A 16456-nucleotide genomic window follows, 5' to 3' on the forward strand; every position below is an offset into this window, starting at 1 on the left:
ATGAACGGTCCTGCCTTGTTGTCATGGCCGGCGGATACAAGCAAGCACCGCACCCCCGTTACCGGAAGCGCGGTGCTTGGTCGCTATCGGGGTTTTGTCAGCCGCGCTTGTGAGGGGTGATGTTGAGCGGTTTCGCCGGCTTGGCCGCGGGCGCATAGCTCGCCGGCTGCGGAGCCGTTGCCGGCGGCACGTAGTGGAACACTGCCTTGCAGCCGTCGCTGAGCAGGGCGCGCTGCCGGACCATGCAGGCGGTGACGCGATCGACGTCGGGGATTTCCGAGCTGCACAGCCGCATCGCATCGCCGGTGCACATCTGCTGCTGCTCGTCGGTGTAGGCATAGGATGCCGAGGTCAACAGACCGAGCGTCAACGCGGTGGCGGCCAGCAGTTTGCCATGACGAAATGCGGAAGCGGTGAAAGCCATGATGTCCCCCTTGCGATGATCGCGCCGAAGCAGCGCGTTGTCACAGGCATCACTAGGGGGGCTTGGTTTCGCCAATTCTTCGTCGGAACGGCAAAATGGTTTCGTCGCGCGCCGGTTTGTTTCATTAACCACTCGCGGACGATACCCCCTGCGTCGCGGCCAACGCCGCCGGACCGCCCTCCAGCGCGAGCACGGCGGCGCGCTGGGCCTCGGGCATGGCGCGGATGCGGCGCCTCGCGGTGAGGCGCATCGCAACAAAGCCGCCGACGAACACCAAGATCTTGCTGACGATGCCGAAGATCGGCATCACGACGGCCCATGTCGTGATCTCGCAGGTCAGCGCGACGAAGGCGTTGACGGCGGCGGAGATGAACATCAGCGCTGACCAGGCGTAGCCGACCTTGATGGCGACATCCGGCACCACGGTCTGCGCGATCTCGGGCAAATAGCGGTTCAGCCAGCCCGGCTTCAGCATCACGACGCCGACGATGGCGTAGATCACGCTCGGCTTGAACAGCACGAAGCGCGGGTCATTCGTGAGCAGCGTCGCGGTGCCGGCGGTGACGACCAAGAACAGGCTGAGCCATTCCATGGTGTCGATCCGCTTTCCCCGCACGATCTGGAGACCGATCTGCGCGACGCCGAACGCGATACCGAGGCCGACCGAGAGCGCGGTGTTGTGCGTCAGCAGGAACAGACCGAGAAAGACCAGGGTCGACGCCAGGTCGAGGGCCAATAGCCTTGCCGCGGTGAGGAAACTCTTCATCGGTCGTTGTGCTCCGCTTGCCATCTCAGGCGCGACCAGCGCCTGCATCGGCACAACTAGGCAGGTTGCACCGGCGCCGGCCTGTCGAATTTCGAAATCGAGGAGCAAATTCTCAGCTCGGATGGGTGATTTCCACATCGTTCGCCGCATTTTGCCCGGCCATCGCCCTGCGGCGAAATTCGCTCGGCGTCAATCCGGTGTCCGCCTTGAAGGCGCGGTTGAACGGCGCCAGCGACTGGAACCCGGCATCGAGCGCTATCGTCAGCACCGGCACCTCGGCCTGATCGGCATCGGCGAGTGCCGCCTTGGCCTCGTCGAGCCGATAGCGGTTGACGAAGGCATTGAAGTTGCGGTGGCCGAGCCCGTCATTGATCAGCGTGCGCAGGCGGTACTCCGGCATACCGAGCCTGACCGCCAGCACGCCGATGGTCAGCCCCTCCTGTCGGTAGGTCCGCTCGGTCGCCATCAGGTGCTTGAGGCGGTGGAGCACGGCGCGGTCCGGAGCCGAACGGTCGGCCGGGGCAAGCGAGGCGGACACCCGGCTGCCCGGGCCGGCTACGGCCGGCTGGCTCTCGGGCGGATCGAACAGCATCATCCAGGTCGACAGCAGCCCGAATGCGACAAGGGCGAGCGCGATGCTCAGGCTGATGGACCGGGCCGGAATCGCGGCAAGTCCCGCGGTCGCGGCAAGCATCATCTGCAAGCCGATGCCGATCACCAGCGCAATCAGGATCCGGCCGCGCGGCGTGGTCACGGCGCTGCGCCATCCCTTTGCAATTTGCGCAATCCCGAGCACAGCGAAGGTGATCGTCGTCAGCGCAAGCGCGCGGCCGCAGATCCCGGCGGCGTCAGGCCAGATCGCCCAGCAATTGTGGCTCACGACGCCAAGACCGGCGAGCAGCGTCCACACCGCCGCATGCCACGGCCGCAGGGCAAACCGCTCGTCGAACACCGCGCTCGCCCATAGCCAGAAAATCACCGGCGAGCCCATCGCGAAGGCGATGAATGGAGAACTCCAGCCGAAGGACGATGCGGGAAAGAACGGCGCGGTCGAAATCGCATAGGCCGCACCGGCGACGCCCATCGCGGCACCGAGATGCGCGGCGCGATGCACCGCCGCATAGCGCAGCAGCAGCACCGCGCAGACCACCAGGAATAGCGCGACCACCGCGCCGCGCAGACCGAGTTCAAGAGCCGTCATCGCCATCGCCAGCCGCCCGCAGGTTCGATTCAACCTCGACACGGCTGCCCTTATAGCGTGTCCGGCGATCCACATGAAGCGAGCGCCCGGATGGCAATCAACCGGACACCGCCCATACACAAACTCGGTGTCGTCCCTGCCTCGTGCGCAATTACGCACCAGGGACGACAGTTGTGATGAGGTACGCTAATCGGTTCATTCCCGGGGATCGATGGCCTAGCTGATCCGCTTCCAGGTCTGGCCGCCGCAGAACATGCCGCCGAAGGCGCAGCCCTGCACACGCATCGCATTCGGGCCCTTCATCGCGATCGTCGAGTCGTAGTTGCGGCCGGAGTCGGGATCGTGGATGCGGCCGCTCCATTTGCTGCCGTCGGGCTTCATGTTGATCAGGATGCGCTCGTTGCTCTTCTCCGAATAGCCGCAGAGATTGGTGCCGCAGGCTTCGACGCGGACATTGCCCTTGTTCTCCTCGGTGGCCCAGACGCCGATCGGTCCGGTCGCCGGCGCCGGTGCGGCGGCAATTGGCGCCGCTTGCGGCTGTGGCGCAGGCTGTGCGGCGACCGGAGCCGGTGCAGGCACAACGGGCGCGGCGTCAACCGGTGAGGGTGCCACGGTCGCAACACTCGTCGGGGGTGCAGGGGGCGGAGGAGGCGGCGGGACGGCGGCAGCGACCGGCGCGGCCGGCTGCGGCGCGGCGGCCTGAATCGGCGCGGGGACGGAAGCGGGCGGCGGGGGCGATGCAGTCGTTGAGGCGACATCGTCGTCATCGTCGGACTTCGGGCCGAGATTCTTGCTGATGCCGCCGATCGTGCCGCTATAGCCCGGCGCCGAGACGCGGATGCAGGACAGCGCGCTGCAGTTGCGCGGCGCCTCGACATGGATACGCTGGCCATCGATCTCGAAGGTGATGCCGGTGCCGCCCGCATGCGCCGATGTGGTGGCCATCAGCAGCGCGGCGATTGCAACAAGCTTCTTCATGTGAGGTCTCCCTGGCATTGAGCGGGGTGCAGCGATGGATCCGGACGGTACGCCGCTTGGAGGACCAGTTCGGTGACCTACGTCACGTTGACGGAGCGGGCGGATGGCCTGCCACGGTGACCGAGGTCACTGCGCTGTGAGCATCGCGGCCTTAAGCCTCATCTGATGTTTTGGAGGCTTCGATGAAGCGCTGCTGCTTGCTCGTCGCGCTGTTGCTGTTCACGTCGCTCGCCCACGCCGGCGAGGGCATCTCGTTTTCGATCGGCGGTCACCGCGTCCATCTGGATTCGGCGCGATGCCGCACGCTGTCCTGCGTCTCGGTGACCGGCACGTCGAGGCGCGACGATGGCACTGGCAGCGGCCGCGCGATGAAGCCGTTGCCGGCGCCAGCGACGACGGCAGCGATTCCCGCCGCAACACCTGCAATTGCGCCGCCGGCGCCGGTCGCTCCCACGCCGCCGCCGATCATTGCAGCCGCGCCGTCGCCAACTGCCGTACCAACACCGTCAGCACCGCCGCCGCGCGTGATGACGCCGCCGCCGGCGCCGGTCGTCGCAGCTCCGCCTCCGTCACCCGCGCCGTCGGCGGTGGTGCCCGCGCGCCCGAGGCCGCTGACGCAGGTCTCGCGCGAGCCCGACGAAGCCGACGACGGTCCGATTGGCGACTGGCAGACCGAAACCAGCAGCCTGGTCCGGGTTCGTCTCTGCGGCAACGCGCTGTGCGGCTATGCGCTCGACAGGACCACGCGCGATCTCGGCGAAGCCGTGCTGATCAACATGAAGCCGAACACGGATGCGCGCTGGAGTGGCAACGTCTACAGCGAGGACAGCGGCCGCATCCGTTACGGCACGATCGAATTGAAGGGCGCGGACAGCATGCGGGTCGAGGCCTGCGCGATCGGTCGTTTCTACTGCAGCGGTGTCGATTGGGTCCGCATCTCGCATTCGCGGGCGCGCGTCACACAGGGGCAGCGCCGGGACGGGCCGCGCTCATAGCACTCATGTCCAATTTGTAACCGAACGCCTTCGAACCCGACGCTTCGTGGCGCGCGACCGATGGAGGTTAACGCTGTTCGCAAGCGATGGAGGCCAACATGAAGCGCCTGAGCCTGGTCGCGCTGCTGCTCGCCGGCAGCGTCGCCGCTGCCCATGCCGACAACGATATCTACACTAACATGTTCAAGCAGAAGCGCGGCGACGACGCGCTGCATGTCGACGCCGCGTTCTGCGATGGGCAGTTCGGCGCGCCGCAGAACGGCACACCGACGTCGCGCCAATACAAGGCCTGCATGCGTGCCCGCGGCTGGCGCTTCAGCCATACCATCCGCGAGCCGCGCCGTCGCGACGACGGCTATCCCGATCCCGACAATCCCGGCCTCGTCTGCCACGACTTCACCATCGGCGGCATCACCGGGTCGAGCTGTTCGAATTTCTGAGTAGTCTCCGTCATTGCGAACGAAGCGAAGCAATCCACTGCTCCGCATACGCGGGCATATGGATTGCTTCGTCGCTCTCGCTCCTCGCAATGACGTGGATAAGAGTGGCGGCCCTTCCAACAGCAAAGCGCCCGGCGGGGGCGGTCGCCGGGCGCTGAACTCATTGCCTGTCGATTGGGCTAGAACACGCCGAGAATGATGGCGCCGACGAAGGCTAACGCGATGTACGCGGCCACAATGCTCAGCTTGCTCAGCAGAGGACTCGCGAAATCCATTGGGAAACTCCCTCGGTTCACAACGCTGCCCGCATTAACGGCAAAGCTAGCAACTGGTTCCCGGACGAAAAAGTCAGTCTTGCTGCCGGGCTCGAGGTTCCCATGTCATGCCGCGTTGCGGTGGGCGGCTCAAACCGGCGCCGAATCAAGGCTTTGAAGCGCTCGCAAATTTATTCGCCGGCGGCGCGCATGGGTATGCGCCGCTGGTCCGGCATTCCGTTCGATAAGCCACAACTACGATTGCGCCGTTCATTGGTACGATCTGAAGTTGATTGGTGTGTCGTATGCGAGATGTCGAAACACCAGGGCATTCTCAATCACGACGAGACCGATGCGATGATGGATCACCTCGCTCCGTTACGAGCGGTGGAGCATTCGCTCGTGTCGGTGACACATTAAGTGTTACCCGGAAGCGCGCGCGGCCCTTCCAGGTTCCAACGCATGGTAAAAAATACCTGAAACGAAACAGTCGAATTGCGTTGAAGAGTCTTTAATCAAATTCGCAGAACCTCCGCGCCATGACGCGTGGAGTTCGTTTGTATCTCGTCGGCTCCCTTGTCCTTGTGTCGCTTGCTGGTTGCGGTCGCGGTCTGTTTCAGACCGCCGAGCGCGAACCGTGGCGGGCCGAGGCCGAGGCCGCATGCCTGAAATCCGGCGCGGTCAAAGAAGGACCGGATCTGGTCCGCATCGATCCGATCACCGGCCCCGGTGTCTGCGGCGCCGAGTTCCCGCTCAAGGTCGCAGCCCTCGGCGAAGCCAGCTCGGCTTACGGATTTGCCGACGACAGCCTGCGTCCGCCGGCCTCGGTCGGCAACCAGCCGCGCTGGCCGATCAATCGTCAGCCGCAGCCCGCGCAAGCGCCGTATTCCGATCAAGCCGTCGGCCAGCCGAACTATGGCAGCCAGCCCAGTGGACCGGTGTCGCTGTCGGCGCCCGGCGTTCCGCCGCAGCAGGGCGAGATCGACCTGCCGCCGGAAGGCTCGCCTCAGGCGAGCGGCGAGCGACCTTATTATCCGGGCCTGTCCAACAATCCGCAGCGCGAGGGCGCGGCCGCGCCCTATTCACCGGCGCCGTATTCGCAGCAGCCGCCCGGCGCGCCACCGCCGCCGCGGCTCGGACCGTCGAGCGGCAATCCGGTGGGGACGGTCGGCCCGGTCGCGGTGAAGCCGGCGGCCACGCTGGCGTGCCCGATCGTCTCGGTGCTCGAGCGCTGGCTCGCGGATTCCGTGCAGCCGGCGGCGCAGCGCTGGTTCGGCGCGCGCGTGGTCGAGATCAAGCAGATCTCGGCCTATTCCTGCCGCGGCATGAACGGCAATTCGCACGCGCATATTTCCGAGCACGCTTTCGGCAATGCGCTCGATATCGCAGCCTTCACGCTCTCTGACGGCCGCCGCATCTCGGTGAAGGATGGCTGGAAGGGCCTGCCGGAAGAGCAGGGCTTCCTGCGCGATGTCCAGGCCGCCGCCTGCCAGCAGTTCACCACGGTGCTGGCACCGGGTTCCAACGTCTATCACTACGACCACATCCATGTGGACCTGATGCGCCGGGCCACCCGACGCCTGATCTGCCAGCCTGCCGCCGTCTCCGGCGAAGAGGTCGCGGCGCGTGCCGGCGGCCGTAACCCCTATGCAACGCGCGAACCTTATGTCACAGGATCGCTCGGCGGCAGAAAGCCGGCCCCGCGGGGTAAAGCGGGGGTCAACGAAGAAGACGAATTCGCCGACGAATAGGGACGCGTCTGATACCCGTATTATTACTGGGTGACACCGTGCAAATGGTGGCCACTTTTATGTTGCATATGCTTCGGAGCCGGGGGCGCACCCGGCTGATTTCTGGGGGATAGGTTTTGCAAGAAGCGCCGATCATTCTCGTCATCGAAGACGATCGTGATCTTCAGATGATGGTAGAGGACGCCCTGAGGGACGGCGGCTACGAGCCGGCGATCGCAGGCTCGGGCGAAGAAGCACTGACGCTGCTCAAGGCGTTCCGCACCAAATACTCGGCACTGGTCACCGATATCCGCCTGCTCGGCCGGCTCGACGGCTGGCGTGTGGCGCGCGGCGCGCGCGAGATCGATCCGTCGTTCCCGGTGCTCTACATCACCGGCGGTGGCGGTGATGAATGGCCGACCAGGGGCGTGCCCGACAGCGTGCTGCTGAACAAGCCGTTCTCGCCCGACGAGCTGGTTGCGGCGGTGGCGAAGCTACTCAAGAACGGCGCGCCGGCGTGAGCGTTTGATCGGCCCGCGCGCGGGTAGTCGACACGCGGCAGGTGCTTATTCCGCGCTTATAAGATCCCGCCTGAGTCCTTCTCGAATTCATACGCCCTCGCGCCCATCTTCACCGCAGCCATCCCTGCGAAAGCACTTCGCAGCAGCGGAGACCGAAGATGACGACCTATCGCGCATATATCGTCGGACCGCACAGCCGACCGATCGGCGTGGTCAACGTGGATTGCACCGACGACGATCAGGCCATCACATCGGCCAGCCGTCTGGTCGACCACCATGACATCGAGCTGTGGCAGATGGACCGGCCCGTTGCGAGGTTCGACGCCAGCTCGAAGCAGATGTTCAGGAAGTAGTGCGACATCGCGCTGCAGGCGGGGTGTCGCGCTGCGCGATCCCTGGTGATAGACCTTGCATCAGGTCAATCATCAACAGGGATATCAAGTCATGGCAGCAGCGAAGGTCGCACTCGTCACCGCCGGCGGCAGCGGCATGGGCGCAGCGGCGGCGCGCAAGCTTGCCGCCGATGGCTTTCACGTCGCGATCCTGTCGTCGTCGGGCAAGGGCGAAGCACTGGCTGCCGAGCTCGGCGGCCTCGGTTTCACCGGCTCGAACCGGTCGAACGAGGATCTGAAGCGCGCCGTCGACGGCGTGATGGCGCGCTGGGGCCGCATCGATGCGCTGGTCAACAGCGCCGGCCACGGCCCGCGTGCCGGCGTGCTCGAATTGACTGACGAGCAGTGGCACACCGGCCTCGACGTCTATCTGATGAACGTGATCCGCCCGACGCGGCTGGTCGCGCCTCACATGCAGGCGCAGAAGTCGGGCGCGATCGTCAACATCTCCACCGCCTGGGCGTTCGAGCCGAGCGCGATGTTTCCGACCTCGGCGGTGTTCCGCGCCGGGCTCGCCGCGTTCACCAAGCTTTTCACCGACAGCTACGCCGCCGACAATGTTCGCATGAACAACGTGCTGCCGGGTTGGATCGACAGCCTGCCGGCCACCGACGCGCGCCGCGACAGCGTACCGATGAAGCGCTACGGCAAGGCCGAGGAGATCGCAGCAACTATCGCCTTCCTGGTCTCCGACGGCGCGGGCTACATCACCGGCCAGAACATCCGCGTCGATGGCGGACTGATGCGGTCGGTTTGAGGCGTGGTGCCAAACCCGTCATCCTCAACGCAAGTGAGTTTGTGATTCATGAGGCAACCGAATACTCGGTGTCGTCCCGGCGAAAGCCGGGACCCATAACCACCGATGGTCATTGTTGCGCGTCGGTGGAACGACGAGTCCTGTCGATAACATCCGCTGCGGAGTATGGGTCCTGGCTCCCGTGCGCAATTGCGCACTAGGTCGGGACGACATTGAATATGTGGCGCCCTTCGTTGTGTCGCCGCAACTTGCATCGCCACTTGCGTCCACACGCTGCGCATCCTGCTCCAGCCCGCGCACGTCATAATTGCGGCGACCTCAGATTGCGTTTGTCGTGATGACAAACTGAAAGGGCAGGGCTAGCCTTCCGTCAAATCAAAACAACCGGGAGGATTGGCATGCCAGACGCAGCAGTTGCAGCACGCGCTTCGGACTCCACGCACAGCGGAACCACGCAGCAAGTCGACGTCGCGGTGGTCGGCGCCGGTTTCGCCGGTCTCTATCTGCTGCATCGGTTGCGCAAGGCGGGCTTCTCGGCGGTGGCGCTCGAAGAGGGCGGCGACGTCGGCGGCACCTGGTACTGGAACCGGTATCCCGGCGCGCGCTGCGACATCCAGACCATCGACTACAGCTACACCTTCGATCCCGAGCTCGACCAGGCGTGGACCTGGTCGGAGAAATACGCCACCCAGCCGGAGATCCTGCGCTATCTCGGCTTCGTCGCCGATCGCTACGACCTGCGCCGCGATATCCGCTTCGGCACCAAGGTCACGCAGGCGACCTGGGACGATGCGACCTCGCGCTGGCTGATCTCGACCAATAACGGCGCCAATGTCTCGTGCCGCTACTACATCATGGCGACCGGCTGCCTGTCGTCGCCGAAGCCGCCGGAGATCGACGGCGTCAAGGATTTCAAGGGCGACATCTATTTCACCGGCCGCTGGCCGCATCAGGGCGTCGATCTCAAGGGCAAGCGCGTTGCCGTGATCGGCACCGGATCGTCTGGCATCCAGTCGATCCCGTTGATCGCCGAGCAGGCCGCGCAGCTCACCGTGTTCCAGCGCACGCCGAACTTCGCCCTGCCGGCCGGCAACGGTCCGGCGCCGGAGGATCGCAAAACCTATTTCGAAACCGACCGCGCGGCCTATCGCGAGCAGGCGCGCTGGTCGATGGCCGGCGTGCCATATCCGCAGCAGACCGTGGTGAGCTGGCAGTTGAGCGACGCCGAACGCCGCGAGCGGTTCGAGAAGGCGTGGGCAGCGGGCGACCTCGTCCACATCCTGACCCAACTCTGGGCCGACCAGGCGGTCGATGTCGACGGCAACAAGGTGGTCGCCGATTTGATCCGCGAAAAAATCGGCGCCGTGGTCAAGGATCCGGAGATCGCGGCCGCCCTGGCGCCGCATGATCATCCGTTCGGCGCCAAGCGTCCCTGCCTCGATACCAATTACTACGCGACCTACAATCGTCCGAACGTGACGCTGGTCAATCTGCGGCAGGAGCCGATCAAGGCGATCACCGCCGGCGGCATCTCGACCGACACGCGCAGCTTCGATGTCGACGTCATCGTGTTCGCCACCGGCTTCGATGCGATGACCGGCGCGATCATGGCGGTGCATCCGATCTCCGGCCGCGGCGGCAAGTCGCTGTCGGATGTCTGGGCCCACGGACCGCAGACCTATCTCGGCGTCACCGTCGCGGGTTTCCCCAATCTGTTCATGATCACCGGTCCCGGCAGCCCGTCGGTGCTGTCGAACATGGCTGTTTCGATCGAGCAACATGTCGACTGGGTGGTCGAGCGCATCGCTGCGTTACGCGACGCCGGCTTCACCACGATGGAAGCAACCGAGAGCGCGCAGGCTGGCTGGGAACGCCACATGGCCGACTGCGCGACGCTGACGCTGCATCGGCTCGCCAACACATGGTACACGGGCGCCAACGTGCCCGGCAAGCCGCAGGGCGTGATGCCTTACACCGGCGGCGTCGGTCCGTATCGCAGCATCTGCAACGAGGTGGTCGGGCGCGGCATGCTCGGCTTCAAGCTCACGGGTCCCGGCGTTGCCGAGCAGTGCAATGACGGCGAGGTGGTGCGGCTGCAGCCGGATGTGCGGCTGGTGCTCGGCATGCTGGCGGAGATGAACCTGCCGCCGATCGAGACGATGGGCGCGCAGGGCGCGCGCGACTTCCTGAACGAGTTCAACAAGGGCCGTCCTTTCGGACGGCCGGTCGGCGAGGTCGGCACCGGCATGCTGCAAGGCGCGGATGGTCCGCTGCCCTACAAGCTGTATCGGCCGGCGACGCCGGGGCCGCATCCGATCGTGGTGTATTTCCACGGCGGCGGCTGGGTGCTCGGCGACGAACTGTCCGACGATCCGTTCTGCCGCGATCTGTGCCGGCGCACCGGCATGATCATCGTCAGCGTCGGCTATCGCCACGCGCCCGAGTATCGCTTCCCGGCAGCGGCCGAGGACGGCTATGCGGCGACGCGCTGGATCGCCGCCCATACCGCCGAGCTCGGCGGCAGGGCAGGGCCGGTGCTGGTCGCCGGCTGGAGCGCGGGCGGCAACATCGCAGCCGTCACCTGCCAGCTTGCGCGCGATCGCGGCGGGCCGGAGATCGCAGGCCAGCTGCTGATCTGCCCGGTCACCGACTCCTCGTTCGACCGGCAGTCCTATGTCGACAACGCGGCCGGCTACTTCCTGACCCGCGGGCTGATGTTCTGGTTCTGGGACCTGTACTGCTCGCCGGCCGATCGCACCGATCCGCGCGTCGCGCCGCTGCGCGGCAAGCTCGAAGGCCTGCCGCCGGCGTTCATCGCGACCGCGGAGTTCGATCCGCTGCGCGACGAGGGGAATGCCTATGGCGACGCGCTCGCCAAGGCCGGCGTCAAGGTCGAACAGCTCAAGGGCAACGGCCACTTCCACTCGTCGTTCGTGATGGTCGACGTCATCATCACCGGCGTTGCCGGCCGGGTGAAGATGGCGAAAGCGCTGCGTCGCTTTGCCGGGCTGCCCGAGGAGCTGGAGCAGGACAACGTCGCGGCGCCGCAGGTCAACGCCGCGGCGAACTAGGGGCGGGGGTTTGGCGGCGCTACGGTTCGATCAGAACCGCGGCGCTAGCCGAGCTCGAACGTCGTGACGCCGAACACGCGATCGGTCCGCAGCGGCGGGATCGCGCCGGTATACATCCGCGCGGTCTCGAACACCGGTGACAGCCCGAGGCCTTCCGCCAATGCGATGGCGTCGCGGTTGACCGCGGGGACATCGAGGAAGATGGCGCCGCTGCCGGTGCTCGCGATCAGTGCCGACAGGATGATCTCGGCGTCGGCGCGGTCGTCAGCGACAAGCGGACCGATCTTGCTGCCGCTGCGGCACGGGCGGACCACGCCCCAGCCGGCCAGCCTGCCGTCGCGCATGAGCGCGCGTCCGACATGTCCCGGCGTGTTGATCCACGCGCGCAGGAAAGCCGGGCGCGGTGCGGGAAACACCGTGGCGTCGTCAGCCTCGATCAGCGCCATGGGCAGATCGGTCAGCCCGACGATGCCGGGGCTCGCTGCGGACGGAGCCGTGACCGTGCCGCCGTAACGCACATTGGCGTAGGCCAGCGTGAAGCCTGACTTCCGGTAGTTGCCCTGCTGCGCCACCACGCCGTCGAGGCCGATTACGCGCGGGCGCGCATGCGCGATGGCGGCGTTCCATATCTTCAGGCCATGGCCGCGGCCGCGCAGATCAGGGCGCACGATGTAGAAGCCGAGGAAGGAAAACTGCGCGCCGTAATTGACGCAGGAGATCACCGCGGCCGGCTCGCCGTCGAGCTCGCCGATCAAGAAGCCCCGCGGGTCTTCGGCGGCAAAGCAGGTCGCATCGGCGAGACCGGGATTCCAGCCCTCCGCCGCGGCCCAGTCGACCGCCAGCGCGATCTCGTCAGGTCGCATATGCCGGATGGTGAGGTCGCTCATGGCGGATGATCTCGTCGCGCTGGAGCTTTCGATCGTGCACATCGACAGCGGGAGAACAAGAGCACTGCGAGGAAACCGTCAGCCGGGCCGCGCATGCTTCGAGGCTCGCTACGCGAGCACCTCAGCATGACAAGACTGAGTGCGGTGTTCCGCGAAAAAGCGTCGATCTCAACCAGCCTTCGGCCGATACGCCGCGAAGAACACCCGCGTCGCGCTGTCGACGACGGTTGCGATCCGCTCCGGCGAGGGCGACGGATTGGCCTGGAAGATGAAAGCCTGGAACAGCGTGGCCTGGCACATCTGCATGAATTGCCAGGCTGCGAGCTGAGTGTCGTCCATCACGAGTTCACCGAGCGCGGCGCGCGCCTCAAGGTAGGCGGCGAAGCGGTCGACGGTGTGGGCGATCACATGGGTGTAGAACCGGCTGCCGAGCTCGGGCATCCGCTCGGCGATCGCCATCACGGTGCGGATCGCCGAGCCGCCGCCGGGCCGGCACAGCAGCGCGACATAGGCGCGGCCGAATTCGGGGAGGGTGGTGTCGATGTCGCGCGCCGGATCGAAGTTGAAGGCGACCTTGCCCTGTTCGAGCTTCTCTTCCTCGACGATCGCCGCGAACAGACCGGCCTTGTCGGGGAAATACACGTAGAGCGTGCCCTTGGAGACGGCAGCGGCGCGGGCGATCTCGCCCATGCTGGCGCCGTCAAAGCCCAGTTCCATGAATACCTTGCGGGCGCCGTCCAGGATCTGGCGGCGTTTCGAGGATTCCTCCTCGCCGACGGACTGGAGGGCGGTACGGGGGGCTGCAACCATTGATTTAGCTTCTCGCGAAAGAACTCAACCCAAAATGCGCACGGGGAGAATTGAAGCCTTATAATCCACTCGGCGGGAATATAGATTGACCGAACCGTTCGGTCAATGGTATTGGTGGGAGTGACGATGCGCCGCACGGCCCTTATTCCGCCATTGCGGGCGTCGAGTTTTTTGGTGGGGAGCCTCGGCTATGGCCGCAGCACGAGATCAGGCTGCACGCATTGTTCGTTCCGAGCCTGAGATGGCTGAGGACGCGATGGCGCGCGACGCATCCGCCGATCTCGGCGAGCAGGGCCGCGGTGACGAAGTCAAGCGTCCCACCGAGGCGCCGCCCGCTGCTGCGCCCGCACAGCCGACAGCTCCGCCCGCCGCCGCGGCACCGAAATCCGGCAAGCGCAGATTCGTGATGATGGGCGTGGTCGGCCTGCTCGCGCTCGCCGCCGCAAGCTATGCCGCCTACTACCTGATGGTCGGGCGCTTCTACATCTCGACCGACGACGCCTATGTCCGCGCCAACAACACCATGCTCGGCGCGCGCGTCGCGGGCCATATCGCGGCGATCCTGCCCGGCGACAACGCGCTGGTGCGCGCCGGCGATGTGATCTTCCGGATCGATGACGGCGACTATCAGATCGCGGTCGACGCCGCCCGGACCCGGATCGCGACCCAGCAGGCGACCATCGAGCGCATCGGCCGCCAGGTTGCTGCCGCCGCCACCGCCGTCGAGCAGGCGCAGGCCCAGCTGGTCTCCGCCCAGGCCGGCCTGAAGCGCGCCGATCTCGATTACGATCGCCAGCAGGCGTTGAGCACCAAGGGCTTTGCCTCGCGCGCCACTTTTGAAGTCTCGGAAGCCGGTCGCGACCAGGGCGCCGCCAGCGTGCGGTCCGCGCAAGCGGCCTATGATGCCGCCAAGGACAATGTCGAGGTGACCAAGGCGCAGCAGGCCGAGGCCCGCGCCCAGCTCGCCGAATTGCAGACCCAGCTCGCCAAGGCCGAGCGCGATCTCGACTTCACCAAGGTGCGCGCGCCGGTCGACGGCACCTTCTCCAACCGCCTGGTCAACACCGGCGACTACATCAATGTCGGCCAGCGGCTCGGCAATGTGGTGCCGCTCGACGGCGTCTTCATCGACGCCAACTACAAAGAGACCCAGCTCAAGCGCATCCGCACCGGCCAGCGGGTGACGATCAAGGTCGACGCCTACGGCTTCCGCAAGTTCACCGGCATCGTCGACAGCATCTCGCCGGCGGCGGGCTCGGTGTTCACGCTGCTGCCGCCCGACAATGCCACCGGCAACTTCACCAAGATCGTGCAGCGCCTGCCGGTCCGCATCCGCGTGCCCGCCAGCGTCGCCAAGCAGGGCCTGCTGCGCGCCGGCATGTCGGTTTACACCACGGTCGATACCCGTGAAGGCGCGGCCGATGCCGACGCCGAGACCGACCTCGACGCGCCGATGATGATCCATCCGCAGTGATGCCTTGCAGCTTCGGACGCAGTCCGAAGCTCGGAGCCTGATGAGCCCATGGCCGACGCGACCACTGCTTCGCCCTCGACGATGACCGGCGCTTCCGAGTCCGAGCGACTCCAGCCCAAGCGGGTGGTTGCCTTCATCATCATGGTGTTCGGCATGTTCATGTCGATCCTGGACATCCAGATCGTCTCGGCGTCGCTCACCGAGATTCAGGCCGGCCTGTCGGCGTCGTCGACCGAAGTGTCGTGGGTGCAGACCGCCTATCTGATCGCCGAGGTGATCGCGATTCCGCTGTCCGGGTTCCTGTCGCGCGCGCTCGGCACCAGGCTGTTGTTTGCGATCTCGGCGTTCGGCTTTACCGTGTCGAGCCTGCTGTGCGGCTTCGCCTCCTCGATCGAGCAGATGATCCTGTGGCGCGCGCTGCAGGGCTTCCTCGGCGCCGGCATGATCCCGACGGTGTTCGCGTCGGCCTACACCATCTTCCCGCGCTCAAAGTTCTACATCGTGGCGCCGATCATCGGCCTCGTGGCTACGCTGGCACCGACCGTCGGGCCGACGGTCGGCGGCTACATCACCGATTTGATGTCGTGGCACTGGCTGTTCTTCATCAACATCGTGCCTGGCGTCATCATCACGACCGGCGTGCTGATCCTGGTCGATTTCGACCAGCCGAATTTCGCGCTGCTCGAGCGCTTCGACTGGTGGGGCCTGATCTTCATGGGCGGCTTCCTCGGCTCGCTTGAATATGTCCTGGAAGAAGGCCCCCAGTATGAGTGGCTGCAGGACACTTCGGTCGCGGTCTGCGCCGCGATCTGCTTCGTCTCGGCGATCGCCTTCTTCTGGCGGGTCTTGACCGCGGAGGAGCCGATCGTCGATCTCTACGCCTTTTCCAACCGCAACTTCGCGGTCGGTTGCGTGCTGCAGTTCTGCATCGGCATCGGTCTCTACGGCCTGACCTACGTCTATCCGCGCTACCTCGCCGAGATCCGCGGCTACAGCGCGCTGATGATCGGCGAGACCATGTTCATCTCCGGCATGACGATGTTCTTCATGGCGCCGGTGGTCGGTCGGCTGATGCAGAAGGTCGATCTGCGCTACATCATCGCCTTCGGCCTCGTCACCTTCGCGCTCGGCTCCTGGCAGATGACCTGGATCACCCGCGAGTACGATTTCTACGAGCTGCTGCTGCCTCAGGTGCTGCGCGGCATCGGCATGATGTGCGCGATGGTGCCGACCAACAATATCGCGCTCGCCACGCTGCCGCAGGATCGCGTCAAGAACGCCTCCGGCTTGTTCAACCTGATGCGCAATCTCGGCGGCGCGGTCGGGCTCGCCGTCATCAACGAGGTGCTCAACGATCGCACCGATCTGCACATCTCGCGACTGCAGGACCGCGTGACCTGGGGCAACGCGACGGCGGTCGAGACCCTCAACAACTTCGCCCAGCGCCTGCAGGGCATGGGCGACTCCACCCTGATGGCGATGAAGCAGCTCTCGCAGATCGTGCACCGCCAGGCCCAGGTGATGAGCTATGGCGACGCCTTCTTCATGCTGTCGCTGTTCTATGTCGCGCTCAGCCTGCTGGTGCTGTTCGTCAACAAGCCGCCCTCGATGACCGCCGGCGGTGGCGACGCGCATTGATGCGCATCGCCGTGTTGTGCGCCCGGTCGCGTGAACAGCGTTGCATGATCGACACATTGACGCACTCACGCGGATGTCATCTTGCCATTCGTGCGTGATGCATTTATAAGCAGCGCAT

16 protein-coding genes are annotated in these 16456 nt (G+C 65.6%); 10 read left to right on the forward strand and 6 right to left on the reverse strand.

Going from position 1 to position 16456, the window contains the following annotated elements; genetic code table 11:
- Positions 1–97: 97 nt before the first annotated feature.
- The 4 genes from JQ616_RS32870 to JQ616_RS32885 all read right to left on the reverse strand — a co-directional run bounded on the left by JQ616_RS32870 (position 98) and on the right by JQ616_RS32885 (position 3369).
- The gene (locus JQ616_RS32870) at positions 98–424 is read right to left on the reverse strand and encodes a hypothetical protein (RefSeq protein ID WP_249137559.1); all 327 of its coding nucleotides are present in this window, start codon (positions 422–424) and stop codon (positions 98–100) included.
- A gap of 124 nt (positions 425–548) precedes the next feature.
- Positions 549–1190 (reverse strand): inner membrane-spanning protein YciB, encoded by a 642-nt coding sequence (locus JQ616_RS32875; RefSeq protein WP_212022032.1) that lies wholly within the window; start codon positions 1188–1190, stop codon positions 549–551.
- Positions 1191–1302: 112 nt separating this feature from the next.
- Positions 1303–2391, reverse strand: a complete 1089-nt coding sequence (locus tag JQ616_RS32880) for an AraC family transcriptional regulator (protein ID WP_212022033.1) — start codon at positions 2389–2391, stop codon at positions 1303–1305.
- Between the two features lie 216 nt (positions 2392–2607).
- A complete protein-coding gene (locus JQ616_RS32885; protein ID WP_212022034.1) occupies positions 2608–3369 on the reverse strand; it encodes a DUF2147 domain-containing protein in 762 nt (253 codons plus the stop codon).
- A 182-nt stretch (positions 3370–3551) separates the two neighbouring features.
- Between JQ616_RS32885 and JQ616_RS32890 the strand changes: the two genes are divergently transcribed.
- The 8 genes from JQ616_RS32890 (at position 3552) to JQ616_RS32925 (ending at position 11529) form a co-directional block, all read left to right on the forward strand.
- Complete coding sequence (locus tag JQ616_RS32890) at positions 3552–4364, forward strand: DUF2147 domain-containing protein (protein ID WP_212022035.1); 813 nt, start codon at positions 3552–3554, stop codon at positions 4362–4364.
- A 98-nt stretch (positions 4365–4462) separates the two neighbouring features.
- A complete protein-coding gene (locus JQ616_RS32895; protein ID WP_212022036.1) occupies positions 4463–4804 on the forward strand; it encodes a hypothetical protein in 342 nt (113 codons plus the stop codon).
- Between the two features lie 377 nt (positions 4805–5181).
- On the forward strand, positions 5182–5478 hold the full coding sequence (locus JQ616_RS32900; protein ID WP_212022038.1) for a hypothetical protein: 297 nt from the start codon (positions 5182–5184) through the stop codon (positions 5476–5478).
- Between the two features lie 119 nt (positions 5479–5597).
- Entirely contained in the window at positions 5598–6809 is a 1212-nt protein-coding gene (locus tag JQ616_RS32905) for an extensin-like domain-containing protein (RefSeq protein WP_212022039.1), read from the forward strand.
- 116 nt (positions 6810–6925) lie between these two features.
- Positions 6926–7309: a response regulator gene (locus JQ616_RS32910; RefSeq protein ID WP_212022040.1), complete on the forward strand. Its 384-nt coding sequence runs from the start codon at positions 6926–6928 to the stop codon at positions 7307–7309.
- 158 nt (positions 7310–7467) lie between these two features.
- A complete protein-coding gene (locus tag JQ616_RS32915; protein WP_212022041.1) occupies positions 7468–7662 on the forward strand; it encodes a hypothetical protein in 195 nt (64 codons plus the stop codon).
- A 91-nt stretch (positions 7663–7753) separates the two neighbouring features.
- On the forward strand, positions 7754–8458 hold the full coding sequence (locus JQ616_RS32920; RefSeq protein WP_212022042.1) for an SDR family oxidoreductase: 705 nt from the start codon (positions 7754–7756) through the stop codon (positions 8456–8458).
- Positions 8459–8856: 398 nt separating this feature from the next.
- Entirely contained in the window at positions 8857–11529 is a 2673-nt protein-coding gene (locus JQ616_RS32925) for a flavin-containing monooxygenase (protein ID WP_212022043.1), read from the forward strand.
- Positions 11530–11573: 44 nt separating this feature from the next.
- Here the strand turns inward: JQ616_RS32925 and JQ616_RS32930 are convergent, their stop codons facing one another.
- Both JQ616_RS32930 and JQ616_RS32935 read right to left on the reverse strand, forming a co-directional pair.
- Positions 11574–12416 (reverse strand): GNAT family N-acetyltransferase, encoded by an 843-nt coding sequence (locus JQ616_RS32930; RefSeq protein WP_212022044.1) that lies wholly within the window; start codon positions 12414–12416, stop codon positions 11574–11576.
- A gap of 168 nt (positions 12417–12584) precedes the next feature.
- Entirely contained in the window at positions 12585–13226 is a 642-nt protein-coding gene (locus JQ616_RS32935; protein WP_212022046.1) for a TetR/AcrR family transcriptional regulator, read from the reverse strand.
- 190 nt (positions 13227–13416) lie between these two features.
- On the opposite strand from JQ616_RS32935, the gene JQ616_RS32940 reads away from it, so the two are divergent.
- Together JQ616_RS32940 and JQ616_RS32945 are read left to right on the forward strand one after the other, a co-directional pair.
- A complete protein-coding gene (locus tag JQ616_RS32940; protein WP_212022048.1) occupies positions 13417–14700 on the forward strand; it encodes an HlyD family secretion protein in 1284 nt (427 codons plus the stop codon).
- 48 nt (positions 14701–14748) lie between these two features.
- Positions 14749–16338 (forward strand): DHA2 family efflux MFS transporter permease subunit, encoded by a 1590-nt coding sequence (locus JQ616_RS32945; RefSeq protein ID WP_212022050.1) that lies wholly within the window; start codon positions 14749–14751, stop codon positions 16336–16338.
- Positions 16339–16456 lie beyond the last annotated feature (118 nt).

The sequence above is a fragment of the Bradyrhizobium tropiciagri genome, from assembly GCF_018130545.1.
In the GTDB taxonomy this organism is placed as follows: domain Bacteria; phylum Pseudomonadota; class Alphaproteobacteria; order Rhizobiales; family Xanthobacteraceae; genus Bradyrhizobium; species Bradyrhizobium tropiciagri_A.